The sequence below is a fragment of the Sphingopyxis sp. 22461 genome (assembly GCF_052044915.1).
Taxonomy (GTDB): Bacteria; Pseudomonadota; Alphaproteobacteria; order Sphingomonadales; family Sphingomonadaceae; genus Sphingopyxis.
Genome location: NZ_JBQENY010000001.1, coordinates 67,673 through 88,408 on the forward strand (window position 1 = coordinate 67,673; position 20,736 = coordinate 88,408).

28 protein-coding genes are annotated in these 20,736 nt (G+C 65.0%); 22 read left to right on the top strand and 6 right to left on the bottom strand.

Going from position 1 to position 20,736, the window contains the following annotated elements; all coding sequences use genetic code 11:
- The first annotated feature begins 58 nt into the window (after window positions 1–58).
- From ACTJI5_RS00305 to ACTJI5_RS00320, 4 genes are read left to right on the top strand one after another with little or no spacing between them, the layout of a single operon-like run.
- The gene (locus ACTJI5_RS00305) at window positions 59–505 is read left to right on the top strand and encodes a MarR family winged helix-turn-helix transcriptional regulator (protein ID WP_058538038.1); all 447 of its coding nucleotides are present in this window, start codon (window positions 59–61) and stop codon (window positions 503–505) included.
- Entirely contained in the window at window positions 498–779 is a 282-nt protein-coding gene (locus tag ACTJI5_RS00310) for an HPr-rel-A system PqqD family peptide chaperone (protein ID WP_058538037.1), read from the top strand. Before ACTJI5_RS00305 ends, ACTJI5_RS00310 begins: the two co-directional genes overlap by 8 nt.
- Window positions 776–1,642 carry an HprK-related kinase A gene (locus ACTJI5_RS00315; protein WP_440859024.1) on the top strand — a complete coding sequence of 289 codons (867 nt, stop codon included), beginning with the start codon at window positions 776–778 and terminating at the stop codon, window positions 1,640–1,642. The genes ACTJI5_RS00310 and ACTJI5_RS00315 overlap by 4 nt, the downstream gene beginning before the upstream one ends.
- A complete protein-coding gene (locus tag ACTJI5_RS00320) occupies window positions 1,639–2,652 on the top strand; it encodes a nucleotidyltransferase domain-containing protein (protein ID WP_440859025.1) in 1,014 nt (337 codons plus the stop codon). Before ACTJI5_RS00315 ends, ACTJI5_RS00320 begins: the two co-directional genes overlap by 4 nt.
- Here ACTJI5_RS00320 and ACTJI5_RS00325 read toward each other — a convergent pair.
- A complete protein-coding gene (locus ACTJI5_RS00325; RefSeq protein ID WP_440859026.1) occupies window positions 2,649–3,311 on the bottom strand; it encodes an HAD-IA family hydrolase in 663 nt (220 codons plus the stop codon). The genes ACTJI5_RS00320 and ACTJI5_RS00325 overlap by 4 nt on opposite strands.
- A 59-nt stretch (window positions 3,312–3,370) precedes the next feature.
- Here ACTJI5_RS00325 and glmU point away from each other — a divergent pair, with 59 nt between their 5' ends.
- The 9 genes from glmU to ACTJI5_RS00370 all read left to right on the top strand — a co-directional run bounded on the left by glmU (window position 3,371) and on the right by ACTJI5_RS00370 (window position 9,920).
- Complete coding sequence (glmU, locus tag ACTJI5_RS00330; RefSeq protein WP_440859027.1) at window positions 3,371–4,723, top strand: bifunctional UDP-N-acetylglucosamine diphosphorylase/glucosamine-1-phosphate N-acetyltransferase GlmU; 1,353 nt, start codon at window positions 3,371–3,373, stop codon at window positions 4,721–4,723.
- The gene (locus ACTJI5_RS00335; protein WP_440859028.1) at window positions 4,720–5,091 is read left to right on the top strand and encodes a DUF6869 domain-containing protein; all 372 of its coding nucleotides are present in this window, start codon (window positions 4,720–4,722) and stop codon (window positions 5,089–5,091) included. Before glmU ends, ACTJI5_RS00335 begins: the two co-directional genes overlap by 4 nt.
- Window positions 5,091–5,630 (top strand): GNAT family N-acetyltransferase, encoded by a 540-nt coding sequence (locus ACTJI5_RS00340; RefSeq protein ID WP_440859029.1) that lies wholly within the window; start codon window positions 5,091–5,093, stop codon window positions 5,628–5,630. Before ACTJI5_RS00335 ends, ACTJI5_RS00340 begins: the two co-directional genes overlap by 1 nt.
- Window positions 5,627–5,941: a hypothetical protein gene (locus ACTJI5_RS00345; RefSeq protein WP_037510660.1), complete on the top strand. Its 315-nt coding sequence runs from the start codon at window positions 5,627–5,629 to the stop codon at window positions 5,939–5,941. The genes ACTJI5_RS00340 and ACTJI5_RS00345 overlap by 4 nt, the downstream gene beginning before the upstream one ends.
- Entirely contained in the window at window positions 5,938–6,399 is a 462-nt protein-coding gene (locus ACTJI5_RS00350; RefSeq protein ID WP_440859030.1) for an N-acetyltransferase family protein, read from the top strand. Before ACTJI5_RS00345 ends, ACTJI5_RS00350 begins: the two co-directional genes overlap by 4 nt.
- 31 nt (window positions 6,400–6,430) lie before the next feature.
- Window positions 6,431–6,835, top strand: a complete 405-nt coding sequence (locus tag ACTJI5_RS00355) for a ribbon-helix-helix domain-containing protein (RefSeq protein ID WP_058538030.1) — start codon at window positions 6,431–6,433, stop codon at window positions 6,833–6,835.
- The gene (locus ACTJI5_RS00360) at window positions 6,832–7,209 is read left to right on the top strand and encodes a type II toxin-antitoxin system VapC family toxin (RefSeq protein WP_058538029.1); all 378 of its coding nucleotides are present in this window, start codon (window positions 6,832–6,834) and stop codon (window positions 7,207–7,209) included. Before ACTJI5_RS00355 ends, ACTJI5_RS00360 begins: the two co-directional genes overlap by 4 nt.
- A gap of 15 nt (window positions 7,210–7,224) precedes the next feature.
- Window positions 7,225–9,048 carry a glutamine--fructose-6-phosphate transaminase (isomerizing) gene (gene glmS, locus ACTJI5_RS00365; protein ID WP_440859031.1) on the top strand — a complete coding sequence of 608 codons (1,824 nt, stop codon included), beginning with the start codon at window positions 7,225–7,227 and terminating at the stop codon, window positions 9,046–9,048.
- Window positions 9,049–9,440: 392 nt separating this feature from the next.
- Complete coding sequence (locus ACTJI5_RS00370) at window positions 9,441–9,920, top strand: hypothetical protein (protein WP_440859032.1); 480 nt, start codon at window positions 9,441–9,443, stop codon at window positions 9,918–9,920.
- 25 nt (window positions 9,921–9,945) lie between these two features.
- On the opposite strand, the gene ACTJI5_RS00375 is transcribed toward ACTJI5_RS00370, so the two are convergent.
- A complete protein-coding gene (locus ACTJI5_RS00375; RefSeq protein ID WP_440859033.1) occupies window positions 9,946–10,134 on the bottom strand; it encodes a hypothetical protein in 189 nt (62 codons plus the stop codon).
- A 39-nt stretch (window positions 10,135–10,173) separates the two neighbouring features.
- Here ACTJI5_RS00375 and ACTJI5_RS00380 point away from each other — a divergent pair, with 39 nt between their 5' ends.
- Window positions 10,174–10,863 (top strand): HAD family hydrolase, encoded by a 690-nt coding sequence (locus ACTJI5_RS00380; RefSeq protein WP_440859034.1) that lies wholly within the window; start codon window positions 10,174–10,176, stop codon window positions 10,861–10,863.
- A 177-nt stretch (window positions 10,864–11,040) separates the two neighbouring features.
- A complete protein-coding gene (locus ACTJI5_RS00385) occupies window positions 11,041–11,913 on the top strand; it encodes a dienelactone hydrolase family protein (protein ID WP_440859035.1) in 873 nt (290 codons plus the stop codon).
- Window positions 11,914–11,918: 5 nt separating this feature from the next.
- Here the strand turns inward: ACTJI5_RS00385 and ACTJI5_RS00390 are convergent, their stop codons facing one another.
- Window positions 11,919–12,494, bottom strand: coding sequence for a winged helix DNA-binding protein (locus ACTJI5_RS00390; protein WP_440859036.1), 576 nt, complete (start codon window positions 12,492–12,494; stop codon window positions 11,919–11,921).
- A 15-nt stretch (window positions 12,495–12,509) separates the two neighbouring features.
- Window positions 12,510–12,977, bottom strand: a complete 468-nt coding sequence (locus tag ACTJI5_RS00395) for a DUF411 domain-containing protein (protein WP_440859037.1) — start codon at window positions 12,975–12,977, stop codon at window positions 12,510–12,512.
- Window positions 12,978–13,024: 47 nt separating this feature from the next.
- On the opposite strand from ACTJI5_RS00395, the gene ACTJI5_RS00400 reads away from it, so the two are divergent.
- Window positions 13,025–13,594, top strand: a complete 570-nt coding sequence (locus ACTJI5_RS00400) for a hypothetical protein (RefSeq protein WP_440859038.1) — start codon at window positions 13,025–13,027, stop codon at window positions 13,592–13,594.
- Here ACTJI5_RS00400 and ACTJI5_RS00405 read toward each other — a convergent pair.
- Together ACTJI5_RS00405 and ACTJI5_RS00410 are read right to left on the bottom strand one after the other, a co-directional pair.
- A complete protein-coding gene (locus tag ACTJI5_RS00405) occupies window positions 13,579–14,595 on the bottom strand; it encodes an aldo/keto reductase (RefSeq protein WP_440859039.1) in 1,017 nt (338 codons plus the stop codon). The two genes, ACTJI5_RS00400 and ACTJI5_RS00405, sit on opposite strands and share 16 nt — an antisense overlap.
- Before the next feature lie 68 nt (window positions 14,596–14,663).
- Complete coding sequence (locus ACTJI5_RS00410; protein ID WP_440859040.1) at window positions 14,664–15,254, bottom strand: LysE family translocator; 591 nt, start codon at window positions 15,252–15,254, stop codon at window positions 14,664–14,666.
- A 73-nt stretch (window positions 15,255–15,327) separates the two neighbouring features.
- On the opposite strand from ACTJI5_RS00410, the gene ACTJI5_RS00415 reads away from it, so the two are divergent.
- The 6 genes from ACTJI5_RS00415 (at window position 15,328) to ACTJI5_RS00440 (ending at window position 20,604) form a co-directional block, all read left to right on the top strand.
- Entirely contained in the window at window positions 15,328–15,780 is a 453-nt protein-coding gene (locus tag ACTJI5_RS00415) for an Lrp/AsnC family transcriptional regulator (protein ID WP_440859041.1), read from the top strand.
- Window positions 15,781–15,847: 67 nt separating this feature from the next.
- Window positions 15,848–16,834 carry an LLM class flavin-dependent oxidoreductase gene (locus tag ACTJI5_RS00420; protein WP_440859042.1) on the top strand — a complete coding sequence of 329 codons (987 nt, stop codon included), beginning with the start codon at window positions 15,848–15,850 and terminating at the stop codon, window positions 16,832–16,834.
- 148 nt (window positions 16,835–16,982) lie between these two features.
- The gene (locus ACTJI5_RS00425) at window positions 16,983–18,170 is read left to right on the top strand and encodes an aspartate aminotransferase family protein (protein WP_058538018.1); all 1,188 of its coding nucleotides are present in this window, start codon (window positions 16,983–16,985) and stop codon (window positions 18,168–18,170) included.
- 28 nt (window positions 18,171–18,198) lie between these two features.
- Complete coding sequence (argF, locus tag ACTJI5_RS00430; RefSeq protein ID WP_440859278.1) at window positions 18,199–19,125, top strand: ornithine carbamoyltransferase; 927 nt, start codon at window positions 18,199–18,201, stop codon at window positions 19,123–19,125.
- Window positions 19,126–19,135: 10 nt separating this feature from the next.
- Window positions 19,136–20,059 carry an Hsp33 family molecular chaperone HslO gene (hslO, locus tag ACTJI5_RS00435; RefSeq protein WP_440859043.1) on the top strand — a complete coding sequence of 308 codons (924 nt, stop codon included), beginning with the start codon at window positions 19,136–19,138 and terminating at the stop codon, window positions 20,057–20,059.
- Between the two features lie 140 nt (window positions 20,060–20,199).
- Window positions 20,200–20,604 (top strand): hypothetical protein, encoded by a 405-nt coding sequence (locus ACTJI5_RS00440; RefSeq protein WP_137887887.1) that lies wholly within the window; start codon window positions 20,200–20,202, stop codon window positions 20,602–20,604.
- The last annotated feature ends 132 nt before the right edge of the window (window positions 20,605–20,736 follow it).

Genomic DNA, 20,736 nt, shown 5'->3' on the forward strand with positions numbered 1-20,736 from the left:
AAACAGGCGATAGGATGGGCGCGCCGGGATTTTTTGAGCGTGTGGGGGTGACCAATTCATGGCCGCGAAGAAGCTGAATCTCGATAATTTCCTGCCCTACCGCCTGTCCATCGCCTCCAACGCCCTGTCGAGCCGGATCGCCGCCGAATATGAGAATCGCTTTGGGCTGAAGATCCCCGAATGGCGGTTGATGGCGGTGCTCGGCGAAGGCCAGCCGAAGACGCAGCGCGAGCTGGTCGAGGCGACGCGCATGGACAAGGTGACGGTAAACCGCGCCGCCAAGGCGCTCGCCGACCGCCAGCTCATCGCGCGCCAGGCGCACGAGGCAGACGGGCGTTCGCACCATCTCGAACTCACCGAAACGGGGCGTTCGCTTTACGACGCGATCGTCCCCGCGGCGCTGGCCAGCGAGACGCAGCTCGAATCGAACATCAGCGCCAGCGAACGCGCGACGCTGATGGCCATCCTTGCGAAACTGACCGCCGCCGCCGAAGATTATGGCTGATCGCATCTATCGCGCCGCACCGGCCGATGCATTGCGCGTCGAGCCGCTGGGCGAACTGACCGCGATTTTCGACCGGCGGTCGATGCAAACGCATCTCGTCGTATCGCCGATGCCCGAGATACTGGACGCGATGGGCGCCGATGCCTGCAATGCCGCCAGTCTCGCTGCGCGCCTTGCCGCCGCGTTCGATCTCGACGCGACGGAGGATGCGCAGCCCATCCTGGCCGAACGGCTGCGCGAGCTCGCGGCGATGGGGTTGGTGGAGCGCGCGTGAGGCACAGCACGCGCATTGCCGTCGGCCCGGTACAGTTCCGGATCGGAAGCGACTGGGCCGAGCCGATCGCGGCGCTCGAACATCTGTACGCGGGATATCCCCAGGACGATGCGCGCCCCGCGGACGCAACCGTGCGGCTGTTCGCGGCGCGGCCGTGGCGGCGCTGGCTGCGGCCCTCGGTGCATATCGGCGGCGATTTCGTCGTGCCCGACGCGCTGCCGCTGCCGCTGTCGATGGGGCTTCTCGCCGCCGAGATGGGGATGAATTTGCAGGTCGCGCTCGGCTGGCGGCGGCATATGCTGCTGCATGCGAGCGCGGTCGCGAAGGACGGCCGCGCGCTGTTCATGTCGGGCGAGTCGGGGTCGGGCAAATCGACCCTCGCCGCGCTGCTTGGCGAGCGCGACTGGCGGCTGATGGGCGACGAGTTCACGTTGATCGACCCCGCCGGCGGCGATGCCTTCGCGTTCCCGCGCGCGGTCAGCCTGAAGAATGAAGCGATTGCCGAGGTTGCCGCACAGGTCGATCCGGCGCGGCTCGGTCCGCTGCTCGCGGCAACGCCCAAGGGCGATATCCGTCACCTGATCCCGCGTGCCGATGCGATTGCGGCGATGCACGAGCCCGCGCGCCCCGCGCTGCTGCTCTTCCCGCGCTTCGGCGGCGAGGCAAGTGTCGAGCCCATGGGCGAGGGCGAGGCGTTCGTCCGGTTGACCGAGGCGTCGACCAATTATGTCGCGCTCGGCGAGGCGGGTTTTGCCGCGCTGACGCGGCTCGTTCGCGAAACCCCGGCTTTCGCCATTTCCTATCCCGACAGCGCCGCCGGTATCGCGCTGGTCGAGCAGCTCTGGGCGGAGGCGGCGAAGTGAGCGCGGTACGAACCTTCGTCGACCTGCTCGCCGGCCGCCGCGACCCCGCCGCACTCGGCCCGCGCGACTGGGACGGCGTGATCGGGGTTGCGCGCAGCGAGGCGATGCTCGCGACGCTCGCACACCGGCTCGCCGATGCCTGCCTGCCGCCGGCCGTCGCCGCGCTCTTTGCCGATCAGCGCGCCGCCGCGAAAGTCGCGCAGGCGCAGGCCTTGTGGGAGGCCGAGATGGCGCGGCGCGCGCTCGCCCCCGCGGGGATCGAGTTCGTGCTGCTGAAAGGCGCGGCTTATGCCGCCGCCGATATGTCGTGCGCCGCTGGACGCCAGATCGGCGACCTCGACATATTGGTCCTCGCGCCCGACATCCGCCGCGCCGAAAACCTGCTGCTCAAGGCCGGGTGGGAATGGGTGAAGTCCGATCCCTATGACGACGCCTATTACCGCCAGCATATGCACGAGCTGCCGCCGATGATCCACAAGGCGCGCGACCGGATGATCGACGTCCACCACACCATCCTGCCGCGCACCCACCGGATCACGCCCGACGCGCTGGCGCTGGTCAGCGATGCGGTGACGAGCGGCGCGGGGTTCGCGGTGCTGAACCCTGCCGACATGGCGTGCCACTGCGCCGCGCATATGCTCGCCGACGGCGATTTGCAGGGTGGGCTGCGCAATCTGTGGGATTTCCACACGATGACGCGCGATTTCGCCGCCGCCGATCCGGGCTATTGGGGGCAGCTCGACGGGCGGGCAGCGCTGCACGGGTTGCAAAGCGCCGTTCACCGCGCCGCGCGGCTGTCGCGCGATCTTTATGGGGTGGCGCTGCCGAGCGGGTGGGATCGGCAGGATCCGGCCGACGCGCGGTTCCGCCGCCGCCTCTTCGCGCGCGACGATTGGGGGCGCGTGACGGAGCCGATGCTGGAGCAGGCATTCTACATCCGCTCACACTGGCTGCGCATGCCGCCTGCGATGCTCGCCAGGCATCTCTGGACGAAGTGGCGGAAGCGCTAAAGCGTTTCGAGCAGCGGTACCAGTTCGTCGAAATGATCGATCACATGGTCGGCGCCGAGCTCGCTGGCGGGCCGGTCGAGAAAGCCGAAGCTGACCGCGACGCTCGGCACGCCCGCGTTCCTCGCGGCCATCACATCATAGATGCTGTCGCCAACGAAGGCCGCGCGCCCGCCGCCGCATCGCTGGATCATCGCATGGATCTGTTCGGGCGACGGCTTGCGGACGCCCAGCGTGTCGCCGCCGATGATCGTCGCCATGCGGTCGGCCAGATCATATTCGCCGAGCAGGAGGCGCGCCAGATGCTCGGCCTTGTTGGTGACGACCGCGGTGCGCACGCCCAGCGCGCCCAGCCGGTCGAGTGCGGCGATCACACCCGGAAAGGGGCGGCTGTGGACCGCGATATGCGCTTCGTAGAAATCGAGCAGTTCGGGATAGAGCCGCTCGACCGCGCCATCGGGGACGCCGCCCGACGCGCGCAGCCCTTCCTCGAGCATATGCTTCGCGCCGCGTCCGATCATCGGCCGCACCGCCGCCTCGGCCAGCGGGGCGCGGTCCATCAGCCCCAGCGTATGATTGACCGCCGCCGCAAGGTCGCCGAGCGTATCGAGGAGCGTGCCGTCGAGGTCGAAGCCGACGATCGCAAAAGGAAATCCGTTCATCCGCCGCGCATGGCGCGATGCTCTGGAAACCGCAATGATTTGCTGGCATGGCAGCGCGCATGAGCAATAAAATCGCCGCTATCGTCCTTGCCGCGGGCAAGGGCACCCGCATGAAGTCCGACTTGCACAAGGTTCTGCACCCGATCGCCGGCCGGCCGATGCTGCTGCACCTGATGGCGAGCGTCGACGAACTCAGCCCTGCGAAGAAGGTCGTGGTCGTCGGCGACAAGGCCGACCAGCTCGAAGCCGCGCTTGCGGGCAGCGCCGACCTCGCGGTGCAGGACCCGCAGCTCGGCACCGGGCATGCGGTTCAGCAGGGCGAGGGCGCGCTCACGGGTTTCGACGGCGATGTGCTGATTCTCTACGGCGACGTGCCTTTCGTTCCCGCGGCGACAATGCGCGCGATGATCGACCGGCTTAACGCGCCCGATGCACCGGCCGTCGTCGTGCTCGCCTTCGAGCCTGCCGATGCGCAGCAATATGGCCGCGTCATCACCGAAGGCAACTATGTCACCAAGATGGTCGAGCACAAGGATGCGACCGACGCCGAGCGCGCGGTGCGCCTTTGCAATTCGGGGCTGATGGCGGCGAAGTCGGCGGACCTGTTCGCGCTGCTTGCGCGCGTCACCGATGGCAACGCCGCGAAGGAATTTTATCTCGTCGACATCGTCAATATCGCGAACGCCGACGGGCGCCATTGCGCGGTCGTCGTCACCGATCCCTATGACGTCGCGGGAATCAACAGTCGCGGCGAGCTGGCAGCGATGGAAGGCGAGTGGCAGGCGCGGCGCCGGGTACAGGCGATGGCCGACGGCGTTACGCTGATCGCCCCCGACACCGTCTGGTTCGCGTGGGATACCGAGCTTGGCCGCGACGTGACGATCGAACCCAATGTCTTCTTCGGCCCCGGCGCGAAGATCGCAGACAATGTGAAGATCCGCGCGAACTGCCATATCGAAGGCGCCATCGTCGGCACCGGCTGCGAGGTCGGCCCGTTCGCGCGGCTGCGCCCCGGCACCATCCTCGGCGAGAAGGCCAAGATCGGCAATTTCGTCGAAACCAAAAAAGCGGTGCTCGGCAAGGGCGCAAAGGCGAATCACCTCACCTACCTCGGCGACGTCACCGTGGGGGCCGGCGCGAACATCGGCGCGGGCACGATCACGTGCAACTATGACGGCTATTTCAAATATAAGACCGAGATCGGCGAGAATGCCTTCATCGGATCGAACAGCGCACTGATTGCGCCGGTCAGGATCGGCCGCGACGCGATCGTCGCCGCGGGCAGCGCGGTGACGCTCGACGTCGCCGACGGCGAACTCCGCCTCGTTCGCGCCGAGCAGCTGGTCAAGCCCGGCTGGGCCGACCGCTTCCACGACGCGATGCGCAAGAAAAAGGCGGCGGAGAAGAAGTGAAGGACGATTGGTCCGAAGACCGGGTTTCACAGCTTGCGACCGCGTGGCTCGCCGAGATCGCGAGCTCGGCCGGCGACGATACCGGGCAGCAGGTCGTGATGATGAATTTCACTGCGTCCGCGAGCACCCAATGGGCGTTTATCGGCGCCTGCGTTGCCGATGCGCATACCGACGAGCAACTGGGTGCGATAGCCGCCGGGCCGTTGGAGCACCTGATGGGCAAGTTCGGCACGGACTATATCGATCGTGTCGAAGCTTGCGCCGACGCCGATCCCCGGTTTCGAGCGGCTGTGGGGCATATGTGGCAATATAGGATAACAGATGACGTCTGTTCGCGCCTGCAAGCGCTGGGCGCTGGAGTGCAATGATGCCCGCACCGACGCTGACGACCGCGCGCCTCGTGCTGCGCCAGCTGCGCGACGACGACGCCGCCGCGCTGTTCCCGGTGCTGTCCGATCCCGAGGTGATGATCTGGTGGTCGAGCGGACCGCATACGTCGCCCGCCGAGACCGCGGACTATGTCAAAGGCAATGCCGCCGAGGGGCAGGGCTATCTTTGCTGGGCGATCACCGCGGGCGATGATGCCGCGCTCGGCTGGGTGATCCTGATCGACGGCAAGCCCGACGTGAAAGAGATCGGCTATATCCTGCGCCGTGACCGTTGGGGCAGCGGTATCGCGCGCGAAGCGGTGACGCGGGTGATCGACCATGGCTTCGGCGAGATGGGGCTGCGCCGGATCTTTGCCGACACCGACCCCGAAAACCCCGGCTCGATCGGGCTGCTCGAACGGCTGGGGTTCCAGCGCGAAGGCAGGCTGCGCGGCGAGTGGGAGACGCATATCGGCGTACGCGATTCGCTGATCTACGGCCTGCTGCGGGACGAATGGATGATGGAGAAGACGCAATGAGTGATCGCTATACCGACAAGCCTTTCCTGCGCTTTGTCGACGCCTGGGTGCTGAAGGCGATCGGCCATCTCGACGCCGCGACCGAGACTTATTGCAAGGCGATGGTGCCGCAGCTCGAACAGAGCTTTGGCGTCAAGGGAAGCTGGGAGCAGATCGTCGAGCAGCAGATGAAGTTCGGACCCGAACTGAAGGCGCAGATCCTGAAAATCTGGACCGACGGCAAGGCACGCTTCGCCGCGGGCAATGGCGAGGCGCCCGATCCGGTGCAGTTCGCGATGATCTTCGTCGACCGGAATTTCGGGCGAACATGAGCGGCGTGATCGTCCGTCCGGCGGCGCGCGCCGACTATGATCGCTGGCTGCCTTTATGGGACGGCTACAACGCATTTTACGGCCGCAGCGGCGATACCGCGCTGGCGCCGGAGATCACCGCCGCGACGTGGGAGCGCTTCTTCGATCCCTATGAGCCGATGTTCGCGCTTGTCGCCGAACAGGACGGCGCGCTTCTGGGCCTCACCCATTATCTCCTGCATCGCAGCACGACGTCGTTGCTGCCGTCGCTTTATCTGCAGGACCTTTTCACCACCGCCGAAGCGCGCGGAAAGGGCGTTGGCCGTGCGCTGATCGAGGCCGTCTATGACGCGGCAAAGGAGCGTTCGCTGCCGCGTGTCTATTGGCTGACGCACGAAACGAACGACGCGGCGATGATACTCTATGATCGGATTGCCGAAAAATCGGGTTTTCTCGTCTATCGCAAGTCGATCGGTTGACATGATATCATGATATGATATCAGTATATCAATGACCCGCATCCTTGCCGATCTGCCTGACGACGACATCAAATGGCTCGACCAGCTCGCGGCCGAGCAGGGGAAGTCGCGCGCATCGGTTCTCCGCGAGGCGGTGGCGGCCTATCGGGCCGAAACGCCAAAGGACTGGCTCGATGTCGGATTCGGAGCGTGGAAAGATCGCACCGATATAGGCGATGCCGTCGAATGGCAGCGGCGCGAACGGGCGTCATGGACGCGGCCTTGGGACGCCGACTATGCAGAGGTTCGCGCCGAATTTCCCGACCTGTTCGACGAAGACGATGACCGCGAGCATGAAATTCATAAAGCATGGGCGGCCGAAAACGGTGTCGCATTGGACGCTCCCGAAGCGGCAGATGCCAAGCCGAAGAAAAAGAAGAAGCAAGGCCGGACGTGAGCGGCTTTACGTTCGATAGCAATATATTGATCGACGCGCTTCGCGGTTTCCCCGAAGCGCGCCGGGAGATTGAGCGCGCTCTTCAGCGCGACCGCCTCTGGGTAAGCCGGATGGTGTGGATCGAGGTGATGTCGAAGGGCGAGGGCGAAGGGCTGCGCCGGGCCGAGACGCTGCTTTCGGGTTTCGGCGTCGACGAGGTCGATGAAGAGATCGCAGGGCGCGCTGCCAACCTTCGCCGCGATCGGCCGCGGCTGAAATCGCCCGACGCCATCATTCTGGCGACAGCGCAGTCGCGCGGCCGGGTGCTGGTGACACGAAACACCAAGGATTTTCCGGCCAACATGCCGGGCATTCGCGTTCCTTATACGCTCTAACGAAAGCAATTATCCATGTGCGGAATTATCGGAATCATCGGCACGGCCCAGGTGGCGGACCGCCTGGTCGACGGGCTGAAGCGCATGGAATATCGCGGCTATGACTCGGCGGGCGTGTGCACGGTCGAGGGCGGCCAGCTGATCCGCCGCCGCGCCGAGGGCAAGCTGGGCAATCTCGTCAAGGAACTCGCCGGCAATCCCGCGCCGGGCACCGTCGGCATCGCGCACACGCGCTGGGCGACGCACGGCGCGCCGACCACGAGCAACGCGCACCCGCACGCGACGGGCGAAGTCGCGCTCGTCCACAACGGGATCATCGAGAATTTCAAGCCGCTGCGCGAAGCCTTGCAGGCGCGCGGCCGCAAGTTCGAAAGCGAGACCGATACCGAGGTTGTTGCGCATCTCGTCAGCGAACAGATCGAAGCCGGCCTGTCGCCGCAGGAGGCGGTGAAAGCGGTGCTCCCACAGCTCCGCGGCGCCTTCGCGCTCGCGATCGCCTTCCGCCAGCATCCCGATCTGCTCATCGGCGCACGCCTCGGCTCGCCGCTCGTCGTCGGCTATGGCGAGGGCGAAACCTATCTCGGCTCGGACGCGCTCGCGCTCGCGCCGCTGACGCAAAAGATCGCCTATCTCGACGAAGGCGACTGGGTCGTCATCACCCGCGACGGCGCGCAGATCTACGACGCCGCAAACAACCCGGTGACGCGCGAAATCACCACCTCGGGGGTCACCGCCGCGGCGGTCGAGAAGGGCAATTACCGCCACTTCATGCAGAAGGAGATTTTCGAGCAGCCGACCGTGGTCGCGCAGACGCTCTCCTCCTACATCCGCCCGCTCGAACAGACTGTCGCGCTGCCGCAGATGGACTTCGACTTGTCCAAGGTCGAGCGCATCACCATCGTCGCGTGCGGGACCAGCTTTTACGCCGGCATGGTCGCGAAATATTGGTTCGAGACCTTCGCACGCGTCCCCGTCGACATCGATGTCGCCTCCGAGTTCCGCTATCGCGACCCGGTGCTCCAGCCCGGCGGGCTCGCGCTCTTCATCTCGCAGTCGGGCGAGACCGCCGACACGCTCGCGGCGCTCCGCCATTGCAAGGCGAACGGGCAGACGATCGCGGTCGTCGTCAACGTGCCGACGAGCAGCATGGCGCGCGAGGCCGATCTGCTGCTTCCAACCCACGCGGGGCCCGAAATCGGCGTCGCCTCGACCAAGGCGTTCACCTGCCAGCTCGCGGTGCTCGCCGCGCTCGCCGCGCACCTCGCGCTCAAGAAGGGCAAGCTCAGCGCCGCTGAAGAGCGCGAGATCGTCAAGCATCTGATCGAGGCGCCCGCCGCGCTCAACGCCGCACTCGCGCATGACGAGGACATCGCGGCGATGGCGCACCTCGTCGCCCCCGCCCGCGACGTGCTCTACCTCGGCCGCGGCCCCGACTATCCGCTCGCGCTCGAAGGCGCGCTCAAGCTCAAGGAAATCTCGTACATCCACGCCGAAGGCTATGCGTCGGGCGAAATGAAGCACGGCCCGATCGCGCTGATCGACGAAGCGGTCCCGGTGATCGTCCTCGCCCCCAGCGGCCCGCTGTTCGAAAAGACCGTCAGCAACATGCAGGAAGTCATGGCGCGCGGCGGCAAGGTCGTGCTGATTTCGGACGCCGAGGGCCTCGCCGAAGCCGGCGACGGCTGCATGGCGACGATCGAAATGCCCAAGGTCCACCCGCTGATCGCGCCGCTCGTCTACGCGGTGCCGGTGCAGTTGCTGGCGTACCATGTGGCGGTAGCCAAAGGCACCGACGTCGACCAGCCGAGGAATTTGGCGAAATCGGTTACGGTCGAGTGAATTTATGGCTCGGGAGCGCATAAGAATTGGCTAAGTCTATAGAGTCTCCGAAGAGTGATGACGATGTTGCCATACTTGAGACCCATCGCGTAATTCTGACGAACGCTTTAGGATTGTGGCTCCAGAAGTCGTTGGAAGACGAAGGTCGCGTCCAAAGGACAAACAAGCGGATGTTGGCTACGCTGGCTCAGCATCTCGAGCCTCCCGATCCATCGGCCCTTCCCGACGAACCTCTCACGCCCACAGAGGAGCTAGAAGCCGCCGTAATGTCGGGTTTCGTTTCCGTAATGAGAATGCTTAGTTCTATCCGTGAGTGTGAGTATTATTTTCGACGATACCCGTTCAGAGGTCTCCCTGTTTCCAGATCCGATCACCTTCGAAATTGCTGTGAAATGCTGTTTGATCGCATCGCTCAGATGCGAGATCGGCTGAAGATTGCGCTAAACGCGATTAAGAAGCAGCAGCCCACAAAAGACATAGCCGTGGGATCAATCCTGAAAGCATTCGAGAAAACATTTCGACCGGTGTTGAAGCTGCGGAATCAGGTTCATCACCACGACCGCTTTTCCGACCTCGCTGTCAGTCAATTGGAGTTGGCTGAACTGCTTCATGTTGCCGAAGCTTTGAAACCCAAAGAGGATCGTGATGATGACTCACCACTTCCCTGGTCCGAATTGCTCGACGGTAAAACTCTCTATCAGCGCGCCGCGCGGAAATGGGTGAAACACGTCAAAGGCTACGAGAGCGCCGCCGAGAAGTTCGTGGAGCTAATCGCCCAGCTCATTTTGGATGAGTGTGCGTTTATCGAACCATACATTTCCGCCCGAGACCGACTCCGACTGAAAAACGCCAAGCGGTATGTGCTAAGTTGAAGGCATGGTGTCCCGTCGCGGCGTGTCACTCCACCGCATTAGCCTGCTCGAGAATCGACGCGGCGATTTCGTCGATCTTGCCGGCGACGAGCAAGGGCGCGCCGCCGACCATGCCGACCTGCGTCTGGCCATTTTCATAGTCGCGGAGCCAGGCGACATTTTCGGCGACGACCAGATAATTGCCGCCGCGCGACTTGAGCGAAATGAACTTCATTGGGGTGTCTCCTGATCCCCGATGCTCTAGGCGGGAAATATGAAGAATATCAGATCGACTCCTCCCGCCGCGATCATCTTCGATTTCGACGGCGTCGTCGCCGACAGCGAGGTGCGCGCCAACCTGTCGCTGGCGGAGAGCCTGACCGCCGCCGGCATGCCCGCGACCTATGACGAATGCCTGCGCGACTATTATGGCCATAACTGGCAAGAGACCGAGCGCCGGATCGTCGCGCGCTATGGCCGCGCGCTGCCCGCCGATTTCCGCGAGACGCACCGCGCGCGGGCACGGGCGCGCTATATGGAGGGCTTCGATGCCGTCCCCGGCGTCGCGGATTTCCTCGGCAGCTTGGGCCCCATGCCGCGCGCGATCGCTTCGTCGAGCCGCGCCGAATATATCGGCTGGGCGCTCGGGCTGTTCGGGCTCGGCCATCATTTCGGCGAACATGTTTACAGCGCCGACGGCTGGGACCGCGGCAAGCCGCATCCCGACATCTATCTCACCGCCGCAAAGGGGCTGGGCGTCGATCCGGCCGCGTGCCTCGCGATCGAGGATTCGCCGACCGGGGCGCAGGCGGCGATTGCGGCAGGGATGACCGTCGTCGGCTTTTGTGGGGCGGGGCATATCGTCGACCGCGCGGGCCATGGCGCGATGCTGCACGAGGTTGGCGTGCATCATGTGGCGCTGACGTTCGACGACGTTGCGACGCTGACGTCCGCGATTAGATGATCCTCCTCATGGCTTCGCCACAGGGAGGATTTAAGCGGCAAAAATCGCTGTCCTATAATGCTATGCTGGATTAGCTTCGCGCCCGGTTCGATCCCGATCACGGGATGAAATGTGCAATCGCGAGTGAAGTTACGCAGTTTTCCGCGACTTTCCAAAACACCCTTCGAGGAGAGAGATATGTGCACCGAAAACACCGAAGCCGATCTCGACCGCGCGGGATTACCCGTCGGGCGGCGCAGCTTTGCCGCGCTTGCTAGTGCCGGCGCGCTGATCGCGGCGCTGCCCGCGCGCGCGATCGCGGGCAAGCCGGTGAAGGGCCGCGATGTCGAGATCAAGACCGCCGATGGCACCTGCGACGCCTATTTCGTCGCGCCCGCGAGCGGCAAGCATCCCGGCGTACTGATCTGGCCCGACATTCGCGGGCTGCGTCCCGCCTTTCGCCAGATGGCCGACCGGCTGGCGGGCGAGGGTTATGCGGTGCTCTGCGTCAACCCCTTCTACCGCTGGCAGAAGTCGCCCGTCGTGACCGCGACGAGCGATTTCAACGATCCGGCGATCCGCGAGAAACTGTTTGGTTACCTGAAGCTGCTGACGCGCCCGATCGTCGAGACCGATGCCAAGGCGCATCTGGCTTTCCTCGATGCGCAGAAGGAGGTCGACACCAAGCGCAAGATCGGCACGACCGGTTACTGCATGGGCGGGGCGATGACGATCTATACCGCGGCGCTGAAGCCCGATCGCGTCGGCGCGGCGGGCAGCTTCCATGGCGGCGGGGTCGGCACCGACAAGCCCGACAGCCCGCATCTGCTGATCCCCAAGACCAACGCCGGTTACCTGTTCGCGATCGCCGATAACGACGACAAGGAAACGCCGAACGAGAAGGTACTGCTCAAGGCCGTTCTCGAACCCCGCAAGCAGTGGCACGAGGTCGAGGTTTACGAAGGCGCGATGCACGGCTGGTGCCCGCCCGACGGCCGCGCCTATAACGAAGCCGCGGCGGAAAAAGCGTGGGCGCGGATGCTGACGCTGTTCAAGGCGGAGCTCGCCTGACGGCGCTAGTGGGGCAGGGCCTTGAGCAGGGCCTTGCCGCGCGGCGACAGCCGATATCCGGTCTCGAGACTTTCCGTCAGGCCAAGCTCCTTGAGCTTGCGGATATTCTGCTTGAGCCACATCTTCTCGACGCCGAGCGATTTTGCGATGTCGGCCGCCGCCTGCCCTTCGTGGGCGGCGATATGGTGGAGGACCGGCCGCGTCCAGGGACCGGCGCCCCGGTCGAGGCGATCGAGCCGCTGCGCGAGCGACGCCGCCTCGTCCGCCGAAAGATCGCCGGCTTCGCGAAGCGCGATGCGCGGATCGGGCCGATCGAAACGCAGGGCGATGCGATAGATGTCGCCTTCCTGCCGCGCGTCGAGCTCGGCCAGCAATTCGGCGCGCGACCCGAAACCGGCGGCGCGCGCATCGGCGTCGGTAATCGCAGCGGACGCACAGGGCGTCACGCTTTCGATCGCCAGTTCGCCGATCGCGGTGCGCAGCCGCCCGTCCGCCTTGACGGTCGGGCGTCGCCAGCGCCGAAAGGCGAGCGTGACCTCGCCGGTCCTGATGCGTTCGAGAACGGCGGCGCGGAACAGCATCGAGCCGCCGCCGCCTCAGTGGGCGTGCGCACCGCCGCTCGCGGCATAGCTCGCATAGACGCGCTGGCCGCCGGGGCCGAAGGTCATGACCTTATAGGCTTCGCGGTGGTTGCCATGCTCCATGCCGGGCGATCCCGTCGGCATGCCGGCGACCGCGAGGCCCTTCACGCCCTTGGGCTTCTCACGGAGCAGGCGGCTGATTTCCTTCGCGGGCACATGGCCTTCGATCACATAGCCGCCGACGAGCACGGTATGGCAGCTGCGCAGCGCCTGCGGCACGCCCTGCTTGTCCTTGACCGCATTCATGTCGGGCGAATTCACCACGACCGCCTTCTGCCCGAACGAGGCTTTCACCTGCTCGAGCCATTTGAGGCAGCAGCCGCAGCCCGCGTCGCGAAACATCGTCGGGTTCGCGGCGTGCGCGGTGCCGATCACGGCGGAAAAAGCGGCGAGGGCGAAAAACGCGCGGCGGGCAGGTGTCATCGCAAATCCTTTTGGTGGAACTGCTACGGAGCCTATAGGCTGACCCTATGAAAGTCCATTTCATCCGGTCGGGCGAGCGCCGCTATGGCATGCGGATCGAGCGTGCCGGTGCGCCGGTGCTGGTGATGGATCCGGCGCCGGGTTTCGATCCCGACCTGCCGCACGACATGGTGCATTTCGTCGTTGAGGCGGCGCTGGGCCTGAAGACCGGCGTGTTCGGCCAGATCGCCGCAGGGGGTAACGCCGGATCCTTCCACATCGGCGGCCCCGAGGGCGGCGACGTCCGCGAACATCGCCGTGCGGCGCGCAAGCAGGCGGCGAAGGGAAGGAAGCTGATCGAGGGGCAGGGGCGCGATGGCGAGCTGTCCGAAATCGCGGCGTTCCTGTTCGATGTCGCGTGGCGGAGCCAATTGCGCCCCGACAGCGCGGCGCAGCGCTCGGCGCTCGGCGAGGCGGATCGGACGCGGGCGGGCCTCAGTCCCGAGGAGCGCGCGCGGATCGATACCGCGCGGCCGCAAATATTCGAGACGTTCGAGCGGCTTTCGAAGGCATGGCGCGCGCTGCCCGTCGGCGAGGCGCTGATTCTCGAATGGCCGTCCGCTCAGCCCATCGGGTAGAGGATGTCCTTGCTGACCTTGTACAGCGCCTTCATCACATCGTCGCCTAGCACCAGTTCCATCGCATCGAGGATCGGATCGACCTGATCATAAGCGCTGACCCCGACGATCGTCGAGGCGACGAAGTCATGCTGCTTCGACCAGGCGGTCGCCATCGTCACCGGATGCAGCCCGGCCTCGGCAGCGATCGCCAGATAGCGCTCGGTCGCGGCAAGACTCTTGTCGTTGACGAAGCGGCGACCCATCGTAGCCTGCCGGCCCTCCATCTTCAGATAGCGCGAGAAACGCGCGCCTTCGGGGGTCGCGCCGCCCTGATATTTGCCCGAGAGCACCCCGCCCGCGAGCGGCGAGTAAGGGATCAGGCTGACGCCTTCCTGCCGGCACACCTGCGCCAGCTCGTCCTCGAAGCGGCGGTTGTTGAGGCTGAAATTATTCTGGATCGTATGATAGCGCGCACCGCCGAGCCGCTCCGACGCCGCGAGCGATTTCATCAGCCCCCAGGTCGTCTCGTTCGAGCAGCCCAGGATGCGCACCTTGCCGGCGCGGACGAGTTCGTCGAGCGCGTCCATCATCTCGTCATAGGGCGCATCATGGTCGGGCCAGTGCGTCTGGTAGAGGTCGATATAATCGGTCTGGAGCCGCGTCAGGCTGTCGTCGACCGCCTGCATGATATTCTTGCGGTCGAGCGCGGTCATTCCGCTGCGGCACGGCGACTGGAACCAGACATGGCTTGGCCCCGACACCTTCGTCGCGAGGATGATCGCGTCGCGCGGCTTGGTCTTCATCCAGCGCCCGACGATCTCCTCGGTGCGGCCGACCCATTTGACGTCGGGCGGCACCGGATAGCCCTCGGCGGTATCGTAGAAATTGATCCCCGCGTCGAAGCAGCGGTCGAGAACGCGGAACGCCGTCGCCTCGTCAGCCTGGCTACCGAAGGTCATCGTCCCCATGCAGATGTTGGACACATGGATGGCGCTCTTGCCGAGACGACGACTCTGCATGCTCTTGTTCTCCGGTCAGAAGAGGGGAGCACCGTGCATAGGTTGCGCTTAGCAACCTTGCAATCGGGTCAGATCAGGAGCGCGAGCGATCCAACGAGCAATGCCGCCATCGTCCAGTTGAACGCCTTGAGCCGCGCCGGGCTCGACAGCCAGCTGCGCATCACCTGGCCCATCACCGCCCAGAGGCTGGTCGAGGGCAGGTTGATGATCCCGAACACGACCGCGACGAGCAGCACCGCACCGAAATTGCGGTCGGGGGCGTAAAGCGCGATCGCGGTCAGCGCCATCGACCAGGCCTTGGGGTTCACCCACTGGAACAGCATCGCCTGCACGAAGGTCATCGGCTTGCCGCGCGCGCCGCTTTCGGTGTCGGGCGCGGCAGCGTTGGCGATCTTCCACGCGAGCCACAGCAGATAGACGACGCTCACGATCTTGAGCACGGTGTTGAGGATCGGGAACAGGTCGAACAATCCCATCAACCCGACACCGACAAGCACGATCATCAAGGTGAAGCCGATGCCTACCCCGAGCGCGTGCGGTACGGTGCGGCGCAGCCCGAAATTGGCGCCCGACGCCATCAGCATCATATTGTTCGGCCCCGGCGTGATCGACGAGACGAGCGCGAAGGCGGAGAGCGCGAGGAGAGTGGTCTGGTTCATGCGCGCAACATAATGCGTTTTGCGATGCTATGGATTGCAAAGATCGGCGTCGATGAGGTAGATTATGCAATCTATGACCAAGATTGATGCCATTGGCCGCAAGATATTGCATGAATTGTCGCACGACGGGCGAATCTCGAACCTCGAGCTTGCCGAGCGCGTCGGGCTGTCGCCCTCGGCGTGCCTGCGCCGCGTTCAGGAGCTGGAACGCAGCGGCGTGATCGCAGGCTATCGTGCGCGGATCGACCCGGCGAAGCTTGGTCTGACCTTCCTCGCCTATGTGACCGTCGGCCTGTCGACGCATACCAAGAAGGCGCAGGCCGATTTCGAGGCGGCGATGGCGGATGCCCCGGAAGTGCGCGAATGCCACAACCTCACCGGCGCGATCGAGTATCTGCTGCGCATCGAGACCGAGGATCTGGCGGCATATAAGCATTTCCATACCGAGGTGCTCGGGATGCTGCCGCAGGTGCATTCGATCACCACCTATGTGCTGATGGACTCGCCAAAGGACGAGCGGGCATAGTTTTTCTTCGTCCTGCCCGCGAAGCGGTGCGCTTGAACCGCGGTCCCAGCGACCGCATATCGGTTTCATGACGAAACTCTCTTTCCTCGACCTCGTGCCCGTGACCGACACCGGCACGATCGCCCAATCGCTCTCCAACGCCGCCGATCTCGCCCGCCACGCCGAGGCGCTCGGGTACGGACGCTATTGGGTCGCCGAGCATCATGGCATGACGGGGATCGCGAGCGCCGCGACTTCGGTCGTGCTCGCGCATATCGGGCACGCGACCCACAGCATTCGCATTGGTTCGGCGGGCATCATGCTACCCAACCATGCCCCGATGGTGATCGCCGAGCAGTTCGGGACGCTCGAAGCCTTGTTCCCCGGCCGGATCGACCTGGGTCTGGGGCGCGCGCCGGGATCGGATCAGCGCGTCGCGCGCGCCCTGCGCCGGACGCTCGCCAGCGACGAGCGCCAGTTTCCGCAGGATGTGCTGGAATTGCAGGCTTTCCTCGCCGGTGACGAGCAACTGGGTATCACCGCGGTTCCGGGTGCGGGCACACATATCCCGCTATGGATACTCGGCTCCAGCACCTTCGGCGCGCAGCTCGCGGCGATGCTCGGGCTTCCCTATGCCTTCGCCAGCCATTTCGCGCCCGACGCGCTCGACGAGGCGCTCGACATCTATCGCCGCCAGTTCAAGCCTTCGGCGCAGCTCGCCGAACCCTACGCCGCCGCAGCGTTCAACGCCTTCGCAGCCGATACGCGCGAGGAAGCCGAACTGCTCGCCTCGTCGCAGCAGCAGGCGTTCGTTGCGCTGCGCACCGGCAATCCGGGCAAGATGCAGCCGCCATTGGAGGGCTATAAGGACAGCCTGCCGCCGAATGCCCGCGCGATCCTCGATCATGTGCTGCAATGTTCGGCGGTCGGCACCGCCGACGATATCGCGGCAGGGCTGAAAACTTTCGTCGCGCGCACCGGCGTCGACGAGGTGATCATCGCGTCGTCGATGTACGACCATGATGCGCGCAAACATTCGCTCGCGCTGACGATGGAGGCGGGCAAGTCGCTCTGATAGATCCTCCCCATCGCTGCGCGACAGGGAGGAGCAAGTGCGACCCCCAATGTTGACGTGCCTCGGACTGCGGCAGTATAGGAGCGGCCCGACCAAGGGCGGCCCGCAGAAGGGTCGCCTTTTTACTTTTGACTGAAAGGTGCCTGCCATGACGATCACGCCGCTGATGCCCGTATACCCCCGCTGCGGTGTGCGTCCGGTTCGCGGCGAGGGCGCCTATCTGATCGGCGAGCGAGGCGAGCGCTATCTCGACTTCGCGAGCGGCATCGCGGTGAACCTGCTCGGTCATGGCCACCCGCATCTGACGAAGGCAATTCAGGATCAGGCCGCGACGCTGATGCATGTGTCGAACCTCTACGGCAGCCCGCAGGGCGAAGCCTATGCCGCGCGCCTCGTCGAGAACACCTTCGCCGACACGGTCTTCCTGACCAATTCGGGCGCCGAGGCGGTCGAATGTGCGATCAAGACTGCGCGCGCCTATCATTCGAGCGCGGGGAACGCCGAAAAGCATAATCTGATCACCTTCAACAACGCCTTCCATGGACGTACGCTGGGGACGATCTCGGCGACCAATCAGGAAAAGCTGCGCAAGGGTTTCGATCCGCTGCTGCCGGGCTTCGCCTATGCGCCGTTCGACGACATCAACGCCGCGCTCGATCTGGTCGACGACAACACCGCGGGCTTCCTCGTCGAGCCGATCCAGGGCGAGGGCGGCATCCGCCCGGCGTCGCAGCCCTTCCTGCAGGCGCTGCGCGACATCTGCGACAAGCGCGATCTGATGCTCGTGTTCGACGAAGTCCAGTGCGGCGTCGCGCGCACCGGCGCGCTCTATGCCTATGAACATTATGGCGTCGTCCCTGACATCCTCGCGAGCGCCAAGGGCATCGGCGGCGGTTTCCCGATGGGCGCGTGTCTCGCGACCGAAAAAGCCGCGCGCGGTATGGTGATCGGCACCCACGGATCGACCTACGGCGGCAACCCGCTCGCCTGCGCCGCAGGGCAGGCGGTGCTCGACGTCGTGCTCGAAGACGGCTTCCTCGCGTCGGTCAAGGCAACCGGCGAGCGCCTCCGCGGGGCGCTCGAACAGCTCATCCCCAATCACGACCAGCTGTTCGACAGCGTCCGCGGCGTCGGCCTGATGCTCGGGCTGAAACTCAGCTCGGATAGTCGCGCGTTCGTGGCGCACCTGCGCGACAATCACGGGCTGCTGACCGTTGCGGCGGGCGAGAATGTCGTCCGCGTGCTGCCGCCACTCAACATCGACGACAGCCATATCGCCGAATTCATCGAGAAACTGTCAGCGGGCGCGGCGAGCTACACGCCGCCCGAGTCCTGATGTTTTCCGTTCCTGTAGAACGGAGGGCATAATGCGGCACTTCCTGAACCTGTCCGACGCGGGCGGGGACGCGGTCGCCGCGATGCTCGCCGACGCGATCGACCGCAAAGCGGCGCGCGCCGGCTGGCCAAAGGGCAAGGTCGATGCCGATGCGCCGCTCGCGGATCATGTGCTCGCGATGGTGTTCGAGAAGAATTCGACGCGCACCCGCGCCTCGTTCGACATCGCGATCCGCCAGCTCGGCGGCACGCCGATGATCATGGACGCGGGCGTAACGCAGCTCGGGCGCGGCGAGACGATCGCCGACACCGCGCGCGTACTGTCGCGCTACGCCGACGCGATCATGATCCGCACCGACGATCATGCGAAAGTCGAAGAGCTTGCCGAATATGCGAGCGTGCCGGTGATCAACGGCCTGACCGACCTGTCGCATCCGTGCCAGATCGTCGCCGACCTGCTGACGGTCGTCGAAAGCGGCAAGGCGTTGCCGGGGCTCGAACTCGCATGGCTTGGCGACGGCAACAATGTCCTCTCCTCGCTGATCGAGGCGGCGGGACTGTTCGGTTTCCACGTCCGCGCCGGCGTTCCGCAGGGCTATGATCCCGATCCGGACTTTGTCGAAGCCGCGCGCGCCAAGGGTTCGCGTATCGACATCGTGCGCGACGCGCGCGAGGCGGTTGCGGGCGCCGATCTGGTCGTCACCGACACCTGGGTGTCGATGGGGCAGGATCACGCGCACAACAAGCTCGCCGCGATGGCGCCCTATCAGGTCGACGAACGGCTGATGACGGGCGCGAAGGACGACGCGATCTTCCTCCACTGCCTTCCCGCGCATCGCGGCGACGAGGTTGTCGATGCGGTGATCGACGGCCCGCAGTCGCGCGTCTGGGACGAAGCCGAAAATCGCGTCCATGCGCAGAAGTCGATCCTGCTCTGGGCGCTCGAAAAATTGTGAGTTCGAAGACGTGAGTGACATCATCGAAACCTGGTTCGACCAGCCCCTGCTGTTCACGATCGCCGAGCGCCATGTGCGCGGGCGACTGGTGCGGCTCGGGCCGACGCTCCAGACGATCATGGGCGCGCATAATTATCCGCCGGTGGCCGAAAAGCTGCTCGCGGAGGCGCTGGTGCTCACCGTGCTGCTCGGCTCGACGCTCAAGGACGAAAATGGCCAGATGACGCTGCAGGCGCAGACCGGCGGCGGCCCCATTGAGCTGCTCGTCTGCGACTATCGCGGCGGCGAACTGCGCGGTTACCTGAAATTCGATGCCGAGCGGCTCGCCGAGGTCGGCTCCGACCCGACCTTGTTCGCGCTGTTCGGCGAAGGCTTTCTTGCGATCACCTTCGACCAGGCGACGACCGCCGAGCGCTATCAGGGCATCGTCCCGCTCGAGGGCGCGTCGATCGGTGAGGCGGCCGAGCATTATTTCGAACAGTCCGAGCAGATCCCCAGCCTGATCAAGCTCGCCGCGCGCCACGATCCCGAGGCGGGCTGCCTCGCCGGCGGGCTGCTCTTGCAGCATCTGCCCGAAGGCGAAGTCGGCCGCGACCGGTTGCACGTGCGTCACGACAATACCGAATGGGAGCATGCCAAGACCATCGCGGCGACGCTGAAGGACGAGGAACTCACCGATCCGGCGACGTCGCTCGAGACGCTCGCGTGGCGGCTGTTCCACGAGGATGAGGTGCGCGTCGAGCCGGGCATCGGGGTGTCGCGCGGATGCCGGTGCAGCCCCGGTTATTTCGCCGGGGTGCTCGCGCAGTTTCCGGAGGCCGAGCGTGCCGACATGGCCGATGAAAATGGCCGGATCGTCGTCGACTGCGCCTTTTGTTCGCGCTTCTTTCCGATCCCGCTCGATGAAATCTCGGCTCACAATCGCGCGGAATAGCGATGGAATTTCCGCGAATTTCGGCGACGAAGCGAGGTAATTCGGCGCCAAGTGGTTGAAAATGCATCCCCGGCTTGCTAGCTATAAGGGAACAGGGTCGCATATTCGCTCGCTCGCGGGCGGCCAATGGAACAGGTGGAATGGCGATCTTCTCTCCCACATTGCGAATGTCTCTCCTTGCGCTCGGCTGCGCCGCCGCGAGCGCCGTGCCGGCGCAGGCGCCTTCGCTGGCGATGCTCGACCGCCTCGAAAAAGGCAGCTGGCAGCTTCGCGAACGCGGCAAGGATGACGTGTTGCAGACGATTTGCGTCGGCGACGCGCGGCGGATGATCCAGATCCAGCATCCACGCTCGACCTGTTCGCGCTATGTCATCGAAGACACGCCGAATTCGGTGACCGTCCATTATACCTGCCCCGGCGCAGGGCATGGCCGCACGAGCATCCGCAGCGAGACGAACCGGCTGGTCCAGATCGACACGCAGGGCATTGCCGAGGGCAGGCCGTTTTCGCAGGCGATCGAGGCGCGCCGCACCGGCGGCTGCTGAGCGAACGAAATATTAACCATGCGGCGTTAAACGAGGTGCAGGGCTTCTTCATGAGTGCCCTTCTCCCTAACGGCTGTCATGCCGAACTGGGCCGTGCGGCAAGTGCCATGCGGCCCATTTTCTTTGATGCGG